Origin of the sequence: Rhodoligotrophos appendicifer, assembly GCF_007474605.1 — a bacterium.
Taxonomy (GTDB): Bacteria; Pseudomonadota; Alphaproteobacteria; order Rhizobiales; family Im1; genus Rhodoligotrophos; species Rhodoligotrophos appendicifer.
The window spans coordinates 70870-88072 of record NZ_VHKL01000002.1 but is presented as its reverse complement, the minus strand read 5'-3'; the positions used below and the strand labels follow the sequence as shown (position 1 = coordinate 88072).

17 protein-coding genes and 1 pseudogene are annotated in these 17203 nt (G+C 64.8%); 8 read left to right on the top strand and 10 right to left on the bottom strand.

The genetic code is table 11. From position 1 onward, the window contains the following. Window positions 1-3 precede the first annotated feature (3 nt). The 5 genes and pseudogenes from FKM97_RS04520 to FKM97_RS04500 all read left to right on the top strand — a co-directional run bounded on the left by FKM97_RS04520 (window position 4) and on the right by FKM97_RS04500 (window position 4300). Window positions 4-558, top strand: a complete 555-nt coding sequence (locus FKM97_RS04520) for a TRAP transporter small permease subunit (RefSeq protein WP_170240748.1) — start codon at window positions 4-6, stop codon at window positions 556-558. Continuing rightward, window positions 555-1838, top strand: coding sequence for a TRAP transporter large permease (locus FKM97_RS04515; protein WP_143957979.1), 1284 nt, complete (start codon window positions 555-557; stop codon window positions 1836-1838). The genes FKM97_RS04520 and FKM97_RS04515 overlap by 4 nt, the downstream gene beginning before the upstream one ends. A 159-nt stretch (window positions 1839-1997) precedes the next feature. Continuing rightward, window positions 1998-2066, top strand: a pseudogene (locus tag FKM97_RS27150) (hypothetical protein); the annotation flags it as partial. Between the two features lie 43 nt (window positions 2067-2109). Next, window positions 2110-2868 (top strand): TRAP transporter substrate-binding protein DctP, encoded by a 759-nt coding sequence (gene dctP, locus FKM97_RS04505; protein WP_143957978.1) that lies wholly within the window; start codon window positions 2110-2112, stop codon window positions 2866-2868. A gap of 1 nt (window position 2869) precedes the next feature. After that, window positions 2870-4300 carry an amidase family protein gene (locus tag FKM97_RS04500; RefSeq protein ID WP_170240746.1) on the top strand — a complete coding sequence of 477 codons (1431 nt, stop codon included), beginning with the start codon at window positions 2870-2872 and terminating at the stop codon, window positions 4298-4300. Window positions 4301-4306: 6 nt separating this feature from the next. Here the strand turns inward: FKM97_RS04500 and FKM97_RS04495 are convergent, their stop codons facing one another. From FKM97_RS04495 to FKM97_RS04460, 8 genes are all read right to left on the bottom strand, one after another. After that, complete coding sequence (locus FKM97_RS04495) at window positions 4307-5491, bottom strand: acetyl-CoA C-acyltransferase (protein ID WP_143957976.1); 1185 nt, start codon at window positions 5489-5491, stop codon at window positions 4307-4309. Window positions 5492-5499: 8 nt separating this feature from the next. After that, window positions 5500-6357, bottom strand: coding sequence for a flavin reductase family protein (locus FKM97_RS26635; protein ID WP_143957975.1), 858 nt, complete (start codon window positions 6355-6357; stop codon window positions 5500-5502). A gap of 20 nt (window positions 6358-6377) precedes the next feature. Continuing rightward, a complete protein-coding gene (locus FKM97_RS04485; RefSeq protein ID WP_143957974.1) occupies window positions 6378-7556 on the bottom strand; it encodes an LLM class flavin-dependent oxidoreductase in 1179 nt (392 codons plus the stop codon). A gap of 143 nt (window positions 7557-7699) precedes the next feature. After that, complete coding sequence (locus tag FKM97_RS04480) at window positions 7700-8362, bottom strand: nitroreductase (protein ID WP_143957973.1); 663 nt, start codon at window positions 8360-8362, stop codon at window positions 7700-7702. Between the two features lie 21 nt (window positions 8363-8383). Continuing rightward, window positions 8384-9289, bottom strand: coding sequence for an SDR family NAD(P)-dependent oxidoreductase (locus FKM97_RS04475; RefSeq protein WP_143957972.1), 906 nt, complete (start codon window positions 9287-9289; stop codon window positions 8384-8386). Between the two features lie 14 nt (window positions 9290-9303). After that, the gene (locus tag FKM97_RS04470; protein WP_143957971.1) at window positions 9304-10599 is read right to left on the bottom strand and encodes a TRAP transporter large permease; all 1296 of its coding nucleotides are present in this window, start codon (window positions 10597-10599) and stop codon (window positions 9304-9306) included. Beyond that, entirely contained in the window at window positions 10599-11093 is a 495-nt protein-coding gene (locus FKM97_RS04465; RefSeq protein WP_143957970.1) for a TRAP transporter small permease, read from the bottom strand. Before FKM97_RS04465 ends, FKM97_RS04470 begins: the two co-directional genes overlap by 1 nt. A 58-nt stretch (window positions 11094-11151) precedes the next feature. After that, window positions 11152-12195, bottom strand: a complete 1044-nt coding sequence (locus FKM97_RS04460; protein WP_170240745.1) for a TRAP transporter substrate-binding protein — start codon at window positions 12193-12195, stop codon at window positions 11152-11154. Between the two features lie 229 nt (window positions 12196-12424). On the opposite strand from FKM97_RS04460, the gene FKM97_RS04455 reads away from it, so the two are divergent. The 3 genes from FKM97_RS04455 to FKM97_RS04445 are packed head-to-tail and all read left to right on the top strand — an operon-like array spanning window position 12425 to window position 15289. Continuing rightward, a complete protein-coding gene (locus FKM97_RS04455; protein ID WP_170240744.1) occupies window positions 12425-13474 on the top strand; it encodes a TRAP transporter substrate-binding protein in 1050 nt (349 codons plus the stop codon). Between the two features lie 22 nt (window positions 13475-13496). Further along, the gene (locus FKM97_RS04450) at window positions 13497-14528 is read left to right on the top strand and encodes a TRAP transporter substrate-binding protein (protein WP_143957967.1); all 1032 of its coding nucleotides are present in this window, start codon (window positions 13497-13499) and stop codon (window positions 14526-14528) included. After that, entirely contained in the window at window positions 14525-15289 is a 765-nt protein-coding gene (locus FKM97_RS04445; RefSeq protein ID WP_143957966.1) for an SDR family NAD(P)-dependent oxidoreductase, read from the top strand. Before FKM97_RS04450 ends, FKM97_RS04445 begins: the two co-directional genes overlap by 4 nt. 10 nt (window positions 15290-15299) lie before the next feature. Here the strand turns inward: FKM97_RS04445 and FKM97_RS04440 are convergent, their stop codons facing one another. Both FKM97_RS04440 and FKM97_RS04435 read right to left on the bottom strand, forming a co-directional pair. Next, complete coding sequence (locus FKM97_RS04440) at window positions 15300-16109, bottom strand: SDR family NAD(P)-dependent oxidoreductase (protein ID WP_143957965.1); 810 nt, start codon at window positions 16107-16109, stop codon at window positions 15300-15302. 24 nt (window positions 16110-16133) lie between these two features. Further along, window positions 16134-17180 (bottom strand): TRAP transporter substrate-binding protein, encoded by a 1047-nt coding sequence (locus tag FKM97_RS04435; protein WP_143957964.1) that lies wholly within the window; start codon window positions 17178-17180, stop codon window positions 16134-16136. Window positions 17181-17203: the final 23 nt, after the last annotated feature.

The following is a 17203-nucleotide window of genomic DNA, read 5'->3' as shown; positions in this document are numbered from 1 at the left end:
GACATGATCCTGGTCCGGACTGACAGGCTGCTCCGCACCATCGAGCGAGGGTTCGCCCTTCTTGCCGCGGTCTCCGCCTTCGTGATCATGGTCATCATCGTATTCGACGTCGTGCTGCGCTACTTCTTCCACGCGCCGCTGTCATGGGCCACGGAACTCATCGGCTGGTTCCTGATGGTTCTGATGTTCTACGGAGCGCTGTCGGGAGCCTTCACCAACAATTCTCATGTCCGCGTCGATATCCTGCTCGAATATTGCTCCCTGCCGCTGCAGCGCCTCCTTGAGACCGTCATCTGCCTGCTGTCTGCTCCCGTCTTCGGGTTCATCGCCTATCTTGCCGCGGCGCGCGCCTGGCAGAGCTTTGCCAATGACGAGGTTTTGTCGGGTCTGATCGCTTGGCCGACCTGGCCGCCACCCGCCTTTGCCGCGATCGGCGCTGGCCTTCTCACATTGCGTCTCCTCTTCAACGCCATGGCCCATCTCAACGCCTGGGCGACCGGCACCGACATTGTCGCCCTGCCCCACATCGACCACAGCGCGGGAGTGCGCGCGGAATGATCGTCGCCTTGGTCATGCTTGGGCTGTTTGTCCTGCTCGCAGCGGGCGCACCGGTCGGCTTCGCCATGCTGATCTCCGGCGCCGCCGGCCTCTATGCCTTCGGTGGCATGCGCATTCTCACCGGCATCTTCGACACGGCACCCCTGTCGGCGGTCAACACCTATGAGCTCGTGACCATCCCCATGTTCCTGCTGATGGCGGAACTGGTGCTGGCCAGCGGCATCGCCGATGATCTGTTCAAGGCCGCCTCCACCTGGATGGGACGCATCCGTGGCGGCTTGGGGATGGCGACGGCGGTCGCGGGAGCCGGTTTCGCGGCGATCTGCGGCACCAGCACCGGCTCGGCGGCCACGCTCGCCTCCACCACCCTCCCGGCCATGCTGAAGCAGGGATACGAGCCGAAGATGGCCAGCGGTGTCGTGGCGATATCCGGCACCCTCGCGATCCTGATCCCCCCATCGGTCGGCCTCGTCGTCTACGGTCTCCTCGCCGAGGTCAGTATCGCCCGGCTTCTTGTCGCGGGCATCATTCCCGGCTTCCTGGTCATGCTGCTGATCATGGGCACGGTCGCGGTTCTCGTCTGGCTCGATCCCACCCGCGCCCCGGAGGCACGTCCCACCACCTGGCGCGAGAAACTCTCCGACCTGCGTGGCGTCCTGCCGATGATCGTCCTGTTCGGTGTCGTCACCAGCGCCATCTACACCGGCTTCACAACCCCCACCGAGGCCTCGGCCATCGGCGCCTTCGGGGCTCTCCTCATCGCCCTCATGCGCGGCCGCGGGTCGCCCTCGATCTTGGCAGGCGCCGTCATGCGCGCCACCTTCGCCAGCTGCATGATCGCCATGATCCTGCTCGGCGCCCATGTCTTCGGCTATTTCATCGCCCTCTCGCAGATCCCGCAGCAGCTCATCGCCGTCGTGGGCGGCCTCGACATGTCCCCCTGGCTGATCATCAGCCTCGTTCTGTTCGGCTACATCATCCTCGGCGCCTTCATGGACCAGATGGCGATCCTCGTGCTCACGATCCCCATCGTCGTGCCCCTGGTCGCCAGCCTCGGTTATGACCTCGTCTGGTTCGGCATCATCATGATCGTGGTCGCCGAAATCGGCCTGATCACGCCGCCCATAGGGCTGAATTGCTTCGTCGTGGCACGCTACGCCAACCGGCCTGTCTCAGAGGTCTTCCAGGGCATCTTTCCTCATTTCATCGCCCATATTCTGATCATCATCCTGTTCATGCTCGTGCCGGGGCTGATTCTCTGGCTGCCGTCTCAGATGTAAGAAGAACATTAGGAGGAACGCTTGAAAGCACTCGTCTCTGCCTTTGCCGGCCTCACCCTTGGCGCCACCGCCGTCCTTGCCGATGACGCCGTCACCCTGCGGGTGGCCGACGCCTTTCCGACCGCGCATGTGATCTCTATTGAAGGGGCCAACTTCTGGATGAAGCGCGCCAAGGAGCTCAGCGGCGGCAAGGTCGAGTTCGAATATTATCCGGCCCAGCAACTCGGCAAGGCCGGCGACATGCTCCGGCTCGTCGACACCGGGGTCGCCGATGTGGGCTATGTCGCCCGCCTATGTCACGGACAAGATGGCTCTCTCGGACGTCGCCATGTTGCCGGGCATGTTCACCGAGGTCTGCAAGGGCACCCACGCCTACTGGAAGATGGCGACCGAGGGCCTCCTGGCCAAGACCGACTTTGGCGGCAACAAGATCCACCCCATCTTCGTGGCTCTCCTGCCGCCCTATCAGGTCATCGGGCCCCACCATCCCATCAAGTCCTTCGAGGATCTCAAGGGCATCAAGATCCGCTCCAGCGGCGGCAGCGTCGACCTGACCATCCGTGCCCTCGGCGCCACCCCCGTGAAGCTGACCGGCCCCGAGACGCGCGAGGGTCTCGAACGCGGCACCATCGATGCCAATCTCGGCCCCAACAGCTCGCTCAAGGGCTACGACATCTTTCCCTTGGCGAAATACGGGACCCAAGGCGCGTCATTCGGAAGCTTCGTCGTCACCTATTCGATCTCCGACCGCGTCTGGAACGGCCTCTCGGATGAGGTGAAGCAGGCCCTGGCCAAGGCGGGGGAGGAGACGAACACCCATCTCTGCCAGGCCCATGAACGTGAGAACCTGTCCGCCATCAAGGCCATGGAGGATCTCGGCGCGGACTTCTACCATCCCACCGATGCCGACAAGCAGGCCTTCGCCGCCACCGCGACGTCCGTTGCCGCCCAATGGGCCAAGGAGCTCGACGACCGCGGCAAGCAAGGCTCCGCGGCCCTGGCCGAATTCAAGTCCGAACTGGGCAAGTGAGATGGAGCGCACGGAACCGCTGTCCTGGCTGACCGCCTCGGAGCTGCTCGACGCCTATCGCAGCCGCTCCCTCTCGCCGGTCGAGGTGATCTCCGACATCGAGGCGCGGATCGAACGCTACGAGCCGACGCTCAACGCTTTTCCTTTCCTCGCCCTTGATGAGGCGCGCGACGCGGCGCGAGCCTCCGAGGCACGATGGCAGGCGGGTAAGCCCGACGGTGCCCTCGACGGCGTCCCCGTCACCATCAAGGACACCGTGGATGCGAAGGGGTGGCCAACCCGCAAGGCCTCTCTCCTGACGCCTGAGGATCATCGCGCCCAGGCCGATGCTCCAGCCGTGGCACACCTCCGCGAGGCGGGGGCCGTGCTCTTCGCCAAGACCGCGGTTCCCGAATTCGCCTGGAAGGCCATGACCGACTCCCGGCTCCATGGCATCACCCGCAATCCCTGGGATCCGGAACGGACGCCCGCCGGATCGACCGGTGGCGGCACGGCCGCGGTCGCCGCGGGCATCGGCCACTTGGCCCATGGCACCGATGGCGGCGGCTCGCTCAGGATGCCGCCCAGCTTCTGCGGGGTCGTCGGCCTCAAGCCGACCCATGGCCGCGTGCCCTATGTTCCGCAGCTGGGCCCTGCCGCCAGTCTCGTGGTGGAGGGGCCCGTGGCGCGCTCCGTCCGCGACATCGCCCTGGCGATAAACGAGATGAAGAAGCCCGATCCTCGTGATCCGTTGTGCCTCCCCTATGACCCGAGTGACTGGAGCCTTGCGCTCGACACCCCGCTCGCCGGCATCCGCATCGCCTACAGTCCTGGTTTTGCAGGCGCCGAGCCGCCCCGCCGCACCCTCGCGGTGATGCAGGAGGCGGTGGCCGTCTTCCGCTCCTTGGGGGCCACCGTCGACGAGGTCGGACCCGTCATAACCCCCCTGAAGCCACGCTTCGAGGCCCATTGGCTGGCCAGTCTCGGCCAGGTTCTGCGCGCCATCCCTGAAGATCGGCGTGATCTCCTCGATCCCATGCTGCGCCAGCTCTGCGAACAGGGTCTGCCCTTGGGTCCGGAGCCCGTATGGGAGGGACTGAACGAGCGCCAGGTCCTCGGCCAGGAGATGGCCGAGTTCCATAGGGACTATCCGCTGCTGATCACCCCGACCATGCTCGACATCGCCCCTCCGGTGACGACCGTCTACCACTCGCCGGCCTTCGATCGCTGGGACGCGACCGTCTACACCATGACCGCCAATCTGACAGGCCAGCCGGCGCTGTCCGTGCCCGCCGGCCTCGCCGATGGCCTGCCGATCGGCCTGCAGATCATGGGGCCGCGCTTTGCGGAACGACAGATCCTCGCCGCCGGCCACGCCTTCGAGCAGGTGCGAGGCCGTCTGGTCCCACACCCGCTGCTGCTGCAAAGTCTGGAGCGGATGTCCCGCTCCTGAGAGGGGTCAGGCGATCTCGAACAGGCCCGCAGCACCCATGCCGCCGCCGACGCACATGGTGACGACGGCATACTTGACGCCGCGGCGCTTGCCCTCGATCAGGGCATGGCCGACGAGACGCGCCCCGGACATCCCATAAGGGTGCCCGACCGAGATCGCCCCGCCATCCACATTGAGCCTGTCGGGATCGATGCCGAGCTTGTCACGGCAGTAGATCACCTGCACGGCGAAGGCCTCGTTGAGCTCCCAGAGCCCGATATCCTCGACGCTCAGGCCCTGCTGCTTCAGCAGTTTCGGCACGGCGAACACTGGGCCGATCCCCATTTCGTCGGGTTCGCAGCCGGCGACGGCCATGCCCCGGAAAATCCCCAAGGGTTCGAGCCCTCGTTGCGCCGCCAGTCCTGCCTCCATGATCACGCAGGCGCTGGCACCGTCGGAAAGCTGGCTCGCATTGCCCGCCGTGATGAAACCCTCGGGCCCGCGCACCGGCTTGAGCGACGCCAGACCCTCCAGCGTGGTCTCGGGGCGGTTGCCCTCATCCTTGTCCAGCGTGACCTCGCGCGTGGACACAGCACCGCTCGCCTTGTCGACCACGCTCATCATCGTCGTGATCGGCGCGATTTCCTCGGCAAACCGCCGCCCCTGCTGGGCCGCGGCCGTCCGGCGCTGGCTCTCCAGCGAATATTCGTCCTGCGCCTCGCGCGAAATCCCATAGCGCTTGGCGACGTTTTCCGCCGTGTCGATCATGGGAACATACATGTCCGGCTGCAGCGCCAGCAGGGCGGGATCCTGCCGTCGATACATGTTCGCATGGTCGTTCTGCACCAGGCTGATCGACTCGACCCCGCCGCCGATGCCGATGCCGATCTCGCCGAGCTTGATCGCCCTGGCCACATTGGCGATCGCCTGCAGCCCGGAGGCGCATTGCCGATCGACCGTGGTTCCGGCGACGGTCACCGGCAGCCCGGCCCGCAAAGCGGCCTGCCGCCCCACATTATAGCTGGTCGTCCCCTCCTGCATCGCGCAGCCGAGAGTCACGTCCTCGACCTCTCCTCCCTCGATGCCGGCGCGCTGAAGCGCATGCGAAATGGCATGTCCGGCGAGCGTGGGGCCCAAGGTCTCGTTCAACGCGCCGCGATAGGCTTTGCCGATCGGCGTCCGCGCCGTCGACACGATTACTGCATCAGCCATCTTCTGCTTTATCCCTTTAGATCGACACTCGGATCGACGAACCGGCCCAATCCGCCATTGAGGTGGACCAGAGGCACGATCTCTCTGTCAAGGCGAATGGCACTCACCCTGCCGATGAAGATGGTATGCGTTGCATAGTCGAACAACCTGTCCACGCGGCAGAAGATGTTCGCCTGCGCCCCATGCAGGAAGGGCGGCTCCGGCCCCTCCATGTGCCAGTCGCCGATGCCGAAGCGCTCCTCACCCTGCAGCTTTCCCCCGAAGGGCGCGCACAGCGCTTCGTGGTCGAGCCCCAGGAAATTGACGCAGAAAAATCCGGCCTCACTGATCGGCCTGTGAATGCTTGCTTGGCGATTCACGCAGACCAGCAAGGCCGGAGGTTCGACGGTCAGGGAGGAAACCGCCGTTGCTGTCATGCCATGGGGAACGCCCCGATGGCGGGTGGTGATGATCGACACCGTGGCGGCCAGGCGCCGCATGGAGGCACGGAAGGCCAGTTGCAGGTCCTCCGCCGTCTTGTCGGCGACGGGCGCAGCCGCATCGATGTCCCCGGGCTTCGGCCCCCATTCGACCTGCGCCCTGATCGCCCGACGCGCCCGGTCGACATGGCCGGACCTATCGGCGTCTGTGATCATGGCACTGAGGCCCGCATGCCAGTCGTGGTCGCCGGCCAGGATGCCCCAGTCGCGTAGCGCATCTTCGGAGACCCAGGCGGTCTCCTCATCCGCAAAGAGAGCGATCCCCGAAAACGCCGCCTTCACCGTCTCGAGGGTGCTGCGCGGCTTGTCTTCGATGACGATTCTGAAGCGGCTGAAATCCGAAGGGTCTTCGAGCCCGACGCGATCACTCTCCAGGCGCAGCTGCATGGTGGCCTACCGTCCCAGCCTTATTCCGCCGCCTGGCTTCCTTTCGCCCGGGCCTTCTTCGCCTCCTCATGCTGCACGAAGGCGGCCTCCGACGCGGATTTCCGCTCCTTCTTGAAGGCCGCGTCATTGTCGGCCATCCATTTCAGCGTCTCGACCCGGTTCACATTGGTCTTGGCGAAATGCGGCATCACGAAACGAGCATAGAGCTCGTAGGATTTGCGCGTCTGCTCGCGATCGGCCCAGTCCACATGCTGCGCCATGAAGGCGCCGAAGGCACCCTGCTTGGCCTGCAACCGCTCGATCATGGCGATGGCGTCGTCCGGCGTGCCGATCACCGCGCGCTTGGATTCGATCAGGATGTCGACCACGTCGCGGCCCTTCGTGTCGAAGGGGTTGGGCGCGACCAGATCGTAATATTTGGCCCAGCGTTCGATGCCGAAGCGCACGTTCTCGCGCGCCTTTTCACGCGTCTCCGCGATGTGCAGCGGCGCCACCAGCCTGAGGTCGCCGCGCTCCATGGTGTTCCCGTATTCGGCTGCCACCTCGTTGGCGATCTGCCAATTGCTGCCCAGCACGTCGAAGCCGCCGATTTCCGACGCCGCCACGCACAGCATCGACAGCCCGTATTTCCCCGCTGCCCGGCCGCCCGAGGGCGTGCCGGCGCTCGCCACCGCCAGATGCGGGATCGGCCGCGTATAGGGCAGGAGATGCACGCGGGCATCCTTGAGTTCGAACCACTCGGTCTTCTTGGTCACCGTCTCGCCATGCAGCAGCCGGAGGATCACCTCCAGCGCTTCGATCATGCGGTCGCGCGTCTGTCCCGCATGCAGCCCCAGCATATGCGCATCGGTCACCAACAGGCCGGGACCGAAGCCGAACATCACCCGTCCCCTCGTCATGTGATCGAGCTGCGTGATCCGGTTCGCGACCATCAGCGGGTTGTGATAGGGCAGCGTGATCACGCCCGTACCGAAGCGGATGCGCTTGGTGATCTCCGCCGCAGCCGCGATGAACAGCTCCGGCGACGAGATCATCTCATAGCCTCCGGAGTGATGCTCACCGACCCACACTTCGTCGAATCCGAGATCGTCCCACCAGCGGCAGAGATCCAGATCGTTGCGCATCCATGTGGTCGGCCCCTCCTCGACGGGATGGTAGGGAGCCAGAAAAATGCCGTGACGAAGCGGGAAGTCGGTCATCGTTTCCTCATGTCGCTATGTCGTGCCGCCGAGGGCGTCAGAGGCCTGCCGGACAACACCGCGACAGCCTCCATGATTTTGTAGATCTAACATCCTGTTAATAGAACTACTTGTCAACTGTTGGGCGGTCCACTTCCCACTGACTAATCTCGCCAGGTCACGAAGGCTGCGGGCTCGACCCGCGCCGTCCGTGTCTTGGCCAAGGCGGCACTGTCATCGGCATAGCCCATGGCCATGCCCGCGAAGATCATCTGCTCCTCGGGCATCCCGAGAAACGAACCGATGGTCTTAGGCCAGTTCGACCACACCTCCTGCGGGCAGGTCGCCAACCCCTGGCCCACCGCCAGCAGCATGATTGTCTGCATGAACATGCCGAGGTCCGACCATTGCGGCGACCCCATGTTCCGCTCGAGCGCGAAGAACAGCCCCACCGGCGCGCCGAAGAAGCTATAGTTCATCTCCGACAGCAGATCCTGGCCGCCCTCGTCGCGACTGAGCCCCAGCGCTTCGTAGCGCTCGATACCGGCCTCGCGCCGTCGGCCGCGATAGGGCTCCCACAGGCGCGGCGGATAGACCTCGTAGTCCGGCGTCTCCCGCACCCCCGCCTTGAACTGCGCCACCACTTGGCTGGTGAACGCCTCCAATGCCGGTCCCGTCAGCACATAGACGAGCCACGGCTGCAGATTGCCGCCGGAGGGCGCGCGCCGGGCCACGTCCAGGATGTCCTCGACGAGCGCCCGCGGCACCGGATCAGGGCGAAAGGCCCGAACCGACCGACGTGCCAGCACTGCATCGCGAACGTCCATCGACTCTAACTCCTTGTGCGGTCAGATCCGGCCCAGGGCCTTGAGCCTGGGCTCCAGTGCCGCCATGGTCCCGCGATAGGCCTCGCTACGGCTCATGTCGACGATCTGCTCCGCCGCATCCGCCACCATCTCCGGCGTCACCGGCTCCATGGGGTCGAATTGCACGCCTTCGGCCTTCATCAGGGCCACGCGGGCAAAATGGCCGCCGGTCGCATTGAAGATCTCGCCGGTGCGGCTGCAGCCTTCGCTGCACAGCCAGGCCACCAGGGGCGCGATCAGCTCCGGCTTCATGTGCCGTTCGATGGTCTCCCACAAGAGCCCGGCGCTCATCCGTGTCGCGGCACTCGGCACCACGGTGTTGATCGTCACCTGGCTCTGCGCATGGTCGAGCCGGACGCAGTTCATGAGCCCGATCATCCCAGCCTTCGCAGCGCCATAGACGCTCTGCCGCAGATTGCCCACCAGCCCGGAACCGGAGCTGGTCAGCACGATGCGTCCGTAATTTTGCGGCAGCATCACCCGCAGTGCGGCTTGGGTACACAGGATCGTTCCCATGAGATGCACGTCCAGCACCTGCCGCATATCCTCCAGCGTCATCTCCGCCAGAGGGCTCTCCCGGAGGATCCCAGCATTGTTGATCAGGATGTCGAGCCTGCCGAAATCGCGGACTGCCATGTCGATCATTCCAGCGGCCCCGTCCGGCTCGGCGACGCTGTCGTAATTGGCCACCGCCTCCCCGCCGGCGTGCCGGATCTCGTCGACGACGGCGTCAGCGGCAGCCGAGGAACGCTCCCCGCCCTTCACCGAGGTGCCGAGATCATTCACCACCACCTTGGCGCCGCGCGCGGCCAGCAGCAGGGCGTAGGACCGCCCCAGCCCTGCCCCTGCTCCCGTTACCAGCGCCACGCGATTGTCGAAGCGGATCATCGAGGATCCTCCGGTCAATTGAACAAGAGATTTGGCAGCCAGAGCGAGATCGCCGGAACCAGCGCCAGGATCAGGATCCGGAACAGATCTGCAACGATGAACGGGATGATCCCGCGGATGATCGTCATCATGGAGACATCCTTGGACACGGCCTTGATGACGAACAGATTGACGCCGATCGGGGGCGTGATCAGCCCGATTTCCACGAGCACCACCACCATGATCCCGAACCAGATCGGGTCATAGCCAAGCCCGGTGATGATCGGGAAGAACAACGGCACCGTGAGCAGCATCATCGAGATGCTCTCCAGCAGGCATCCGAGCACCAGATAGATGATGATGATGAACGTGATCACCAGCGCCGGCGGCAGGCCCTTTGCCTCGACCACCTGCAGCAGGCCCTCATGCGCGCCGGTATAGTTGATGAACTCGCCGAACATCATGGCCCCGAGCAGCAGCGCGAACATCACCGCCGTCGTCTGCACCGTGTCGAGCAGGATCTCGTACAGCGTCGCAAGCGACAGCCGTCCCCTCAGCAGCGCGAAGAAAAAGCCGCCGCTGGCACCGATTCCCGCAGCCTCCGTCGCGGTGAACCAGCCCCCGTAGATCCCGCCGATGACCAGGCCGAACAGCAGCACGACGGGCCACACCGAGCGCACCGCGTCGATCTTCTCGGCTCTGTCTGCGATCGCTCCCGGAGGGGCGGCGCTGGGATCGCGCCAGGCGGTCCACTGCACGGCCATCAGATAGCCGAAGATGCCGAGCAGACCCGGGATGATGCCGGCCGCGAACAGCTTGCCGATATGGCTCTCGGTGATGATGCCGTAGATCACCAGCAGCACGCTGGGCGGGATCAGGATCCCGAGCGTCCCGCCGGCGGCGACGGAAGCCGTCGCCAGCCCGTCGCTATAGCCATATTTCCGCATCGACGGCAGTGACACCTTGGCCATGGTGACGGCCGTGGCCACGCTCGAGCCGCACACCGCGGCGAACCCGCCGCAGGACAGGATCGTCGCCATGGCGAGGCCGCCGCGCCGGCGCCCGATGAAAACCTGAGCCGCCCGGTACAGATCGCCCGAAATGCCGGCGCCCGCGATGAAGTTGCCCATCAGGATGAACAGCGGAATCACCGACAGCGAATAGGACATGGTGCTGTCTTTGGCCGCCAGCGCGATCATGCTGAGAGCCGGGGTGACCCCGTTGAGGGCGGCAAATCCCAGAAACCCGACCAACGCAAGGGCGATGGCGATGGGGATCCCGGAGAAGATGATCGCGAAGGCGGCAAGGAAGCCGAGACCGGCAGCCAGCATCAATCGGCTCCCGGCAATGAAGTGACGGCGGGCTCATTGTCGCCAGCCGAGGAGAACATCAGCGCGATGAACGCGAGGGCGGTGAGCGCCGACATGATCGACATGAACCAGAAGACCGGGCCGATCGGGATCAGCAGATACGCCGTGGTGTCGCCGTAGCTGGCGGACCGGTCGCCGAGGATCCACAAGCGCCAGGCCAAGCAGGCGAAGATGAAGGCGCCGAGGAGCCCCGTGACCACCCTTTGCACCATCCGCGCCCGGGGTCCCAGCACAGTGTCGACGATGTCGACGGTGATGTGCTTCCGGCGAAAGGCGATGATGGGATAGACCAGGAAGGTGATCACCACCAGCGTGATTTCGGTGATTTCCGTGCCCCCGGCGATGGGATGATTGAACACCTGTCGACCGATCACGTCGACGAGCGTGATCATCATCATGAGGAAGAGGAACGCGGATGCGATGATCCCGACGGTCTTCTCGAGTCCTGAAAGCACTGGGTCACCCCCGGTTCGCTACTGAGGCAGTGTCCGGCCACCGATCCGGTATGGCGGGTTAGTTCGCTTTGGCACCAGCCTGGAGTTCGGCGCGGAACTGGGCCAGAACCTCTTCCGGATTGTCCAGCCCCTTCGCCTTGGCCTTTTCGATCCAGGCGCTCTCGATCGGCTTGAGGGCCTCTTTCATCTCGCCCAGAAGTTTCGGATTTGCGACCGTGACCGTGTGTCCCGCAGCCTTGATCGCCTCGAGCCCGTCTTCGTCCGCTTTCTGATAGGCCTGGCCGATCTTCAGCGCCAGCGCCTCGCCGGAGACCTTCATGATGGCGGCCTGATCTTCCGGCGTGATCGCATCCCATTTCGCCTGGTTCACGATGACGCTCAAGATGGCGTTATAGAGCCCGCCCGGCACCACGGTGAGGAACGGCACCAGCTCCAGGATCTTGTTGCCTTTGGCGCCCTCCCGCGACAGGAACGTGCCGTCGATCACCCCCGTCGACAGGAGCTCATAGGCCTCCGTCGACGGTTTCTGGACGGGCACGGCCCCCAGCGCCGTCATGATCGGCGCCGTGCTGCCCAGGGGGCTGCGGAGCTTCAGTCCTTTGAGGTCCGCAAGATCGTCGATCTCGACCTTGGTGGTGTAGATATGGCCCGACGCCGTGGTGAAGGTGCTCAGCACATGGACGCCATCGAATTCGTCGAACTTCGAGAGATATTCCTCATAGATCCGGTAGAAGGCCGGCGACATGACGACCGCCTCGGTGCCGAGGAACGGCAGCTCGCCCATCTCCAGCAGGGTGAAGCGTCCCGGCGTATAGCCATTGACGATGATCGAGACGTCGGCGAGGCCGTCCCGCACCACGTCGAACTGCGCCTGGGCGGAGCCGACCACCTTCGGCAGGAACTCGATCCGGACACGGCCTTGGGTGGCCTCGTCGACCGCGTCGGCCCAAGGCTTCATGACACCCGCATTCAACCAGTGCTGAACCGGCAGCCATGCGGAAAATTTGAGGACGGTCTCCGCCTGGGCAGGCAACGCCGCGAACGCCGTCGCTGCGGCGAGCGCGAGGCCGGCCAGAATCGATTGCCTCCACGATGGTCCCATCCTTTTGCTCCCCATGAAGTGTTGATTGCGGATCTTCGTCGCGCTGCGCGGCCGACACGGGCCAACTCTCCCGAACTACACTCAATGCCTATTGTCTTGTCAATAGACATTCTTTTGCCCTCTTCGCCCTCGAAGGACCGTCTCAGCCTAATTTGATGCTTGACTGGTTTATAGAAATACGCACGCTAGGCGGCATCAAAAATGTGAAGAAACCAGTGGGGAGATGATGATGTTCCGTAAGCTTGCGATTGCGGCTGCCGTTGCTGCGACGACGCTCCTGGCCACGGTCGGCGCCCGCGCCGACACGGTGTTGCGGATGTCCAACTGGGTGCCCTTGGGCCATCCGCTCTATACCGATGTTCTCAAGCCTTGGACCGAGGACGTGGCCAGGCTGACGAACGGCCGTGTCACCGTCGAGATCGCGCCCAAGGTGGTCGGCACCGTCCCCACCCAGTTCGATGTCGTTCGCGATGGCCTCGCCGACGTCGTCTACATCGTTGCCGGCTACACGCCCGGCCGCTTCCCCCTGGTCGAGCTCGGCGAGCTTCCCTTCATCACCGATGATGCACAGGTGGGGGCGACGGCCTTTTATCGCTTCTACGAGAAACATCTGGCTCCCCTGGACGTCTACAAGGGGGTCCACACCCTGAGCACGTTCACCACCTCTGCGGGCCAGATCTACACCGTCAAGAAGCAGATCAAGACCATCGACGATCTCAAGGGCCTGAAGCTGCGCAGCCCGCTGGCCAGCACCATGCCGACCATTGAGGCGCTTGGCGCCGTGCCCGTGCTGAAGCCCGTGTCCGAGCTCTACGAAATGCTCTCCACCGGCGTCCTCGACGGCACCATGTCCCAGAAGGAGCAGGGCAACTCCTACAAGCTCGCCGACGTCACCCAGTATCTGACCCTCATTCCCGGCGGCACCTATAATTCGGTGATGGCCCTGCTGATCAATCAGGACAAATGGGACTCGATCGATAAGGCCGATCAGGAGGCGATCATGAGCGTCTCCGGCGAGGCCTTCGCCGAAAAGATCGGCCGTGCCTTCGATAAGGGCGACCAGGGCGGCATCGAGGCCATGAAGAAGGCGGGCCGCACCATCGAGACGGCCACTCCCGAACTCGTCGCCGCGATGAAGCAGGCCCTCGAGCCGATCGAGGCCCAGGCGCTCGAAAAGGCGCGTGCAAGCGGCCTTGCGGACCCGGCCGCAGCACTCGCCGACTACCGCGCCGACGTGGCGCGCGCCACCGCCGAACGGAAGAAGCCAGCGGCCCAGTAACCGTTTCGAAGGAGGCACGCACATGAAGACCGTCCTTCGGGCAACGGCCCTCGCCCTAGCTTTGTCCTCGCTCGCCGCGTCGGCCGCACGGGCCGCCGAGGTCGTGATCAACTATTCCAACTGGATGCCGGCGGCGCATCTGCTTCACACCGAGGCGATCGTCCCCTGGACCGAGGAGGTCGCGCAGGTCACCGAGGGCCGCGTCAAGATCAACATCCTGCCTAAGGTCGTGGGCTCCGTCCCCTCGCAATATGACGTGGTCCGCGACGGCCTGGCCGACATGGCCCTCTTCATCCCCGGCTATACGCCCGGACGGTTCAACGTCGTCTCCGTCGGCGAACTGCCCATGCTCTCCGACGACCCGTTGACGGGCGCCGTCTCGTTCAACTGGTTCTACGAGACGGTGATCACGCCCATGGACGTCTTCAAGGGCGTCCACATGGTCGCCATGTTCACCACCTCCCCCGGCCAGATTTTCACAGTCAAGAAGCCGGTCGAGACGCTGGCGGATATGAAGGGCCTCAAGCTCCGCTCTCCCCTGGCCACCACCGGCCCCATGCTCGCGGCCATGGGTGCCGTTCCGGTCCAGAAGCCCGTCTCCGAACTGTATGAACTCCTCGTCGGCGGCATTCTCGACGGCACGCTGGCGGGCAAGGAGCAGGTCGCCGGCTTCAAGCTGGGCGAAGTCATCAACCATCTCACCCTCGTGCCCGGTGGGCTCTACAATTCCGTGCTGGGCATTGCCATCAACGAGGATGTCTGGGCCAGAATTGACGAGGCCGACCGCGCGGCGATCACCAAGATATCCGGCCGTGCTTTGGCGGAGAAGGTGGGTCGCGCCTATCGCACGCTCGATCAGCGTGGCCTGGAGATCATGGGCCACCCTCCCAAGACGGTCTTGACCGCCAGCCCTGAATTCGTCGCCGAGATCACCGCCGCGGTCGCCCCCGTTATCGACCAGACGCTGGCAGACAGCGGCTTACAGGATCCGGCTGCCGTGCTGGCAGATTACAAGGCCCAGATCGCGAAGTTCCGCAGCGAATTCGCCCAATGAGCACGTCGCTTCTCGACGGCAAGGTGGCCCTCGTCACCGGCGGCGGCTCCGGCATCGGTCGCGCGGCAGCCTTGGCCATGGCCCGCGAAGGAGCCGCCGTCGTCGTCGCGGATCTTGGCACCGAGACCTCCGGCGAGACTGTCGCCATGATCCAGACGCGAGGCGGCACCGCCTCTGCGGTGGCTGCCGATGTGTCCGACGACGCCCAGGTCGCGCGCATGGTCGATCACGCCGTTTCGACCTATGGAGCGCTGCATTGCGCCTTCAACAATGCCGGCATCGGCGGCGCCGCCATCGGCGAGACCGGCAAACGCCTGGGCGAATACAGCCTGGAAGGTTGGAGCCGCATGATCGCCGTCAATCTGACCGGCGTCTGGCTCTGCATGAAGCACGAGCTGTCGGTCCTCCGGCAGGGCGGCGTCATCATCAACACGGCCTCGATTGCCGGCGTCATCGGCCTGCCCAATGCCGGCGCCTATACGGCGGCCAAGCATGGCGTCATCGGCCTGACCAAGGCGGCCGCCCTGGAATATGGCCGCGACGGCATCCGCATCAATGCCGTCTGTCCAGGCTATGTGGAAACGCCGCTGATCTCACACTCCCTCGAGACTCGTGCCGACAGCATGCGCGCCCGCACCCCGCTGGGCCGTCTGGCGACCCCCGAAGAGATCGCCGAGACCGTCGTGTTCCTGTGCTCCGATCGGGCCTCTTACGCCACCGGTGCGGTGATCATGCTCGACGGCGGCTATACCGCCGCCTGACGTTTCAACGTCACGGCAGCAGGGCCCGCGAACCGTAATCGGCGCCATGCAGATGGGTGAAGAAGCCTGCCGTCAGCCCGCCATCCACAGGCAGCACCACGCCGTTCACATAGGAAGCCGCATCCGAAAGCAGGAACAGCGCCACCTTGGCCTGGTCCTCTGGCGAAGACAGCCGGCCAAGAGGGGTCCTGTCACACATGACCCCGTCGATATGCTCCGGCACCCCCACACTACGCAGCAGCGGCGTGTCGACGACACCGGGAGCGACGCAATTCGTCCGGATCCCGTGGCGGCCCCACTCGATCGCCAGTGATTTCACCAGGCCCGCGACCCCGTGCTTGGACGCGCTGTAATGGATCCGCGCCGCATGGCCGCCCAGCGAATCGACCGATCCGACGGCCACCAGCGATCCCCGTCGCCGCGGCAGCATCTGCGCGCCTGCCGCCTGGAACGTGTTGAACATGCCCGTGAGGTTGATGTCGATGACCGCCGACCAGAACTCCCCTGACATCTCCTCGGCCTTTGCCGGCCGCGAAATTCCGGCGGCGGCAACGACCCCGTCGAGGGGCCCGAGCACTGCTTCCGTTGTCTCGACCGCAGCTCGCAGGGCTTCGCTATCGCGCACGTCGAGTGTGATCGCCACGGCTTGCGAACCCGCCGCCTCAAGGCGCGCGACCATGGCATCTCCTGCCTCCTGGTTGGCGTCGACGACGGCGACTTTCGCGCCGTCGGCAGCCGCCAGGCGCACGACGGCGCCCCCGATTCCCGAGGCGCCGCCCGTGACCATGATCACGCGGCCTTCAAGTCCGAAATTCAGCATGATGCGCAAGCCTCTATATGTCGATCACTTCGCGGCGAATTCCGGGCCGATGGCTTTGATCATCGCCCGATAGTCGGCCATGGCGGCGGTGGGATCGGCGAGCCCCTTGGCTTTGGCCGACTCCAGCAGCTGGGCCTCGACGGGCTTGGCCGCCTCGGCGATGGCAGCCACCAGGGTCGCATCGGCCGTCACCACGTCCTTGCCCTTCGCCTTCATGGCGTCGATGCCCGCCTGCATGGGCTTGCGGAACGCCTCGCCCATGCGCTTGGCGAGCTCTTCGCCGGAAATCTTCATGATCGCCGCCTGGTCCTCGGGGCTGATCTTCGCCCAGCTGTCCTTGTTGACGACGACACCGAGCGCCGAATTGTAGAGACCGCCCGGAACCAGCGTGATCGCCTTGGCCACGTCAGCGATATTATAGGTTACGGCTTGATCCGCGCCTGAAAGCGACCCGTCCAGAACGCCCGTCGAAAGCAGTTCATAGAGCTCGGTCACCGGCTTCTGGACCGGGGCCGCCCCGAGATTCTTCAGCAGCGGGATGGTCATCGACACCGCCGCGCGGATCTTCAATCCGTTGAAATCCGCAGCCTTGGTGATGGCCGCATTGCGCCCGAACACATTGCCCGGCGAGCCGACGAAGGTTGCCAGCACATGGACGTCGTCGAACAGGCCGATCGGCGCCAGATATTTGTCGAAGAAGCGGTTATAGGCGACCGAGGCGACCACCGGATCATCGCTCAGCAGCGGCAGTTCGCCCAGGCTGGCGAGATCGAAGCGTCCCGGCGTATATCCCGGCGTGATGAAGGCCATGTCCGCGAGACCGTCGCGGACCACGTCATATTGCGCCGGCGCGGTGCCGACCATCTTGGTCAGCGCCTCCATCTTGACCCGCCCCTGGGTGACCTCCTCAACCTGCTTGCCCCAGGGCAGCATGACCTCGCTGTTCACGAAGTGGGTCAGCGGATTGTAGCTCGAATATTTCAGCACGACTTGGGCCTGGGCCAGGCTGGCGGTGAGTGCGACGGCAAGCCCGGCCAGCGCCAACGCGCCCGCCCTCTTCAGACATCCCATGTGCGTTCCCTCTTCGCGTTTCT

Bases quoted from the DNA above. Each gene is read 5' to 3' on its own strand.
- FKM97_RS04520 (WP_170240748.1), top strand. From the start codon at position 4: ATGATCCTGGTCCGGACTGACAGGCTGCTCCGCACCATCGAGCGAGGG.
- FKM97_RS04515 (WP_143957979.1), top strand. From the start codon at position 555: ATGATCGTCGCCTTGGTCATGCTTGGGCTGTTTGTCCTGCTCGCAGCG.
- dctP (WP_143957978.1), top strand. From the start codon at position 2,110: ATGTGGGCTATGTCGCCCGCCTATGTCACGGACAAGATGGCTCTCTCG.
- FKM97_RS04500 (WP_170240746.1), top strand. From the start codon at position 2,870: ATGGAGCGCACGGAACCGCTGTCCTGGCTGACCGCCTCGGAGCTGCTC.
- FKM97_RS04495 (WP_143957976.1), bottom strand. From the start codon at position 5,491: ATGGCTGATGCAGTAATCGTGTCGACGGCGCGGACGCCGATCGGCAAA.
- FKM97_RS26635 (WP_143957975.1), bottom strand. From the start codon at position 6,357: ATGCAGCTGCGCCTGGAGAGTGATCGCGTCGGGCTCGAAGACCCTTCG.
- FKM97_RS04485 (WP_143957974.1), bottom strand. From the start codon at position 7,556: ATGACCGACTTCCCGCTTCGTCACGGCATTTTTCTGGCTCCCTACCAT.
- FKM97_RS04480 (WP_143957973.1), bottom strand. From the start codon at position 8,362: ATGGACGTTCGCGATGCAGTGCTGGCACGTCGGTCGGTTCGGGCCTTT.
- FKM97_RS04475 (WP_143957972.1), bottom strand. From the start codon at position 9,289: ATGATCCGCTTCGACAATCGCGTGGCGCTGGTAACGGGAGCAGGGGCA.
- FKM97_RS04470 (WP_143957971.1), bottom strand. From the start codon at position 10,599: ATGCTGGCTGCCGGTCTCGGCTTCCTTGCCGCCTTCGCGATCATCTTC.
- FKM97_RS04460 (WP_170240745.1), bottom strand. From the start codon at position 12,195: ATGGGACCATCGTGGAGGCAATCGATTCTGGCCGGCCTCGCGCTCGCC.
- FKM97_RS04455 (WP_170240744.1), top strand. From the start codon at position 12,425: ATGTTCCGTAAGCTTGCGATTGCGGCTGCCGTTGCTGCGACGACGCTC.
- FKM97_RS04450 (WP_143957967.1), top strand. From the start codon at position 13,497: ATGAAGACCGTCCTTCGGGCAACGGCCCTCGCCCTAGCTTTGTCCTCG.
- FKM97_RS04445 (WP_143957966.1), top strand. From the start codon at position 14,525: ATGAGCACGTCGCTTCTCGACGGCAAGGTGGCCCTCGTCACCGGCGGC.
- FKM97_RS04440 (WP_143957965.1), bottom strand. From the start codon at position 16,109: ATGCTGAATTTCGGACTTGAAGGCCGCGTGATCATGGTCACGGGCGGC.
- FKM97_RS04435 (WP_143957964.1), bottom strand. From the start codon at position 17,180: ATGGGATGTCTGAAGAGGGCGGGCGCGTTGGCGCTGGCCGGGCTTGCC.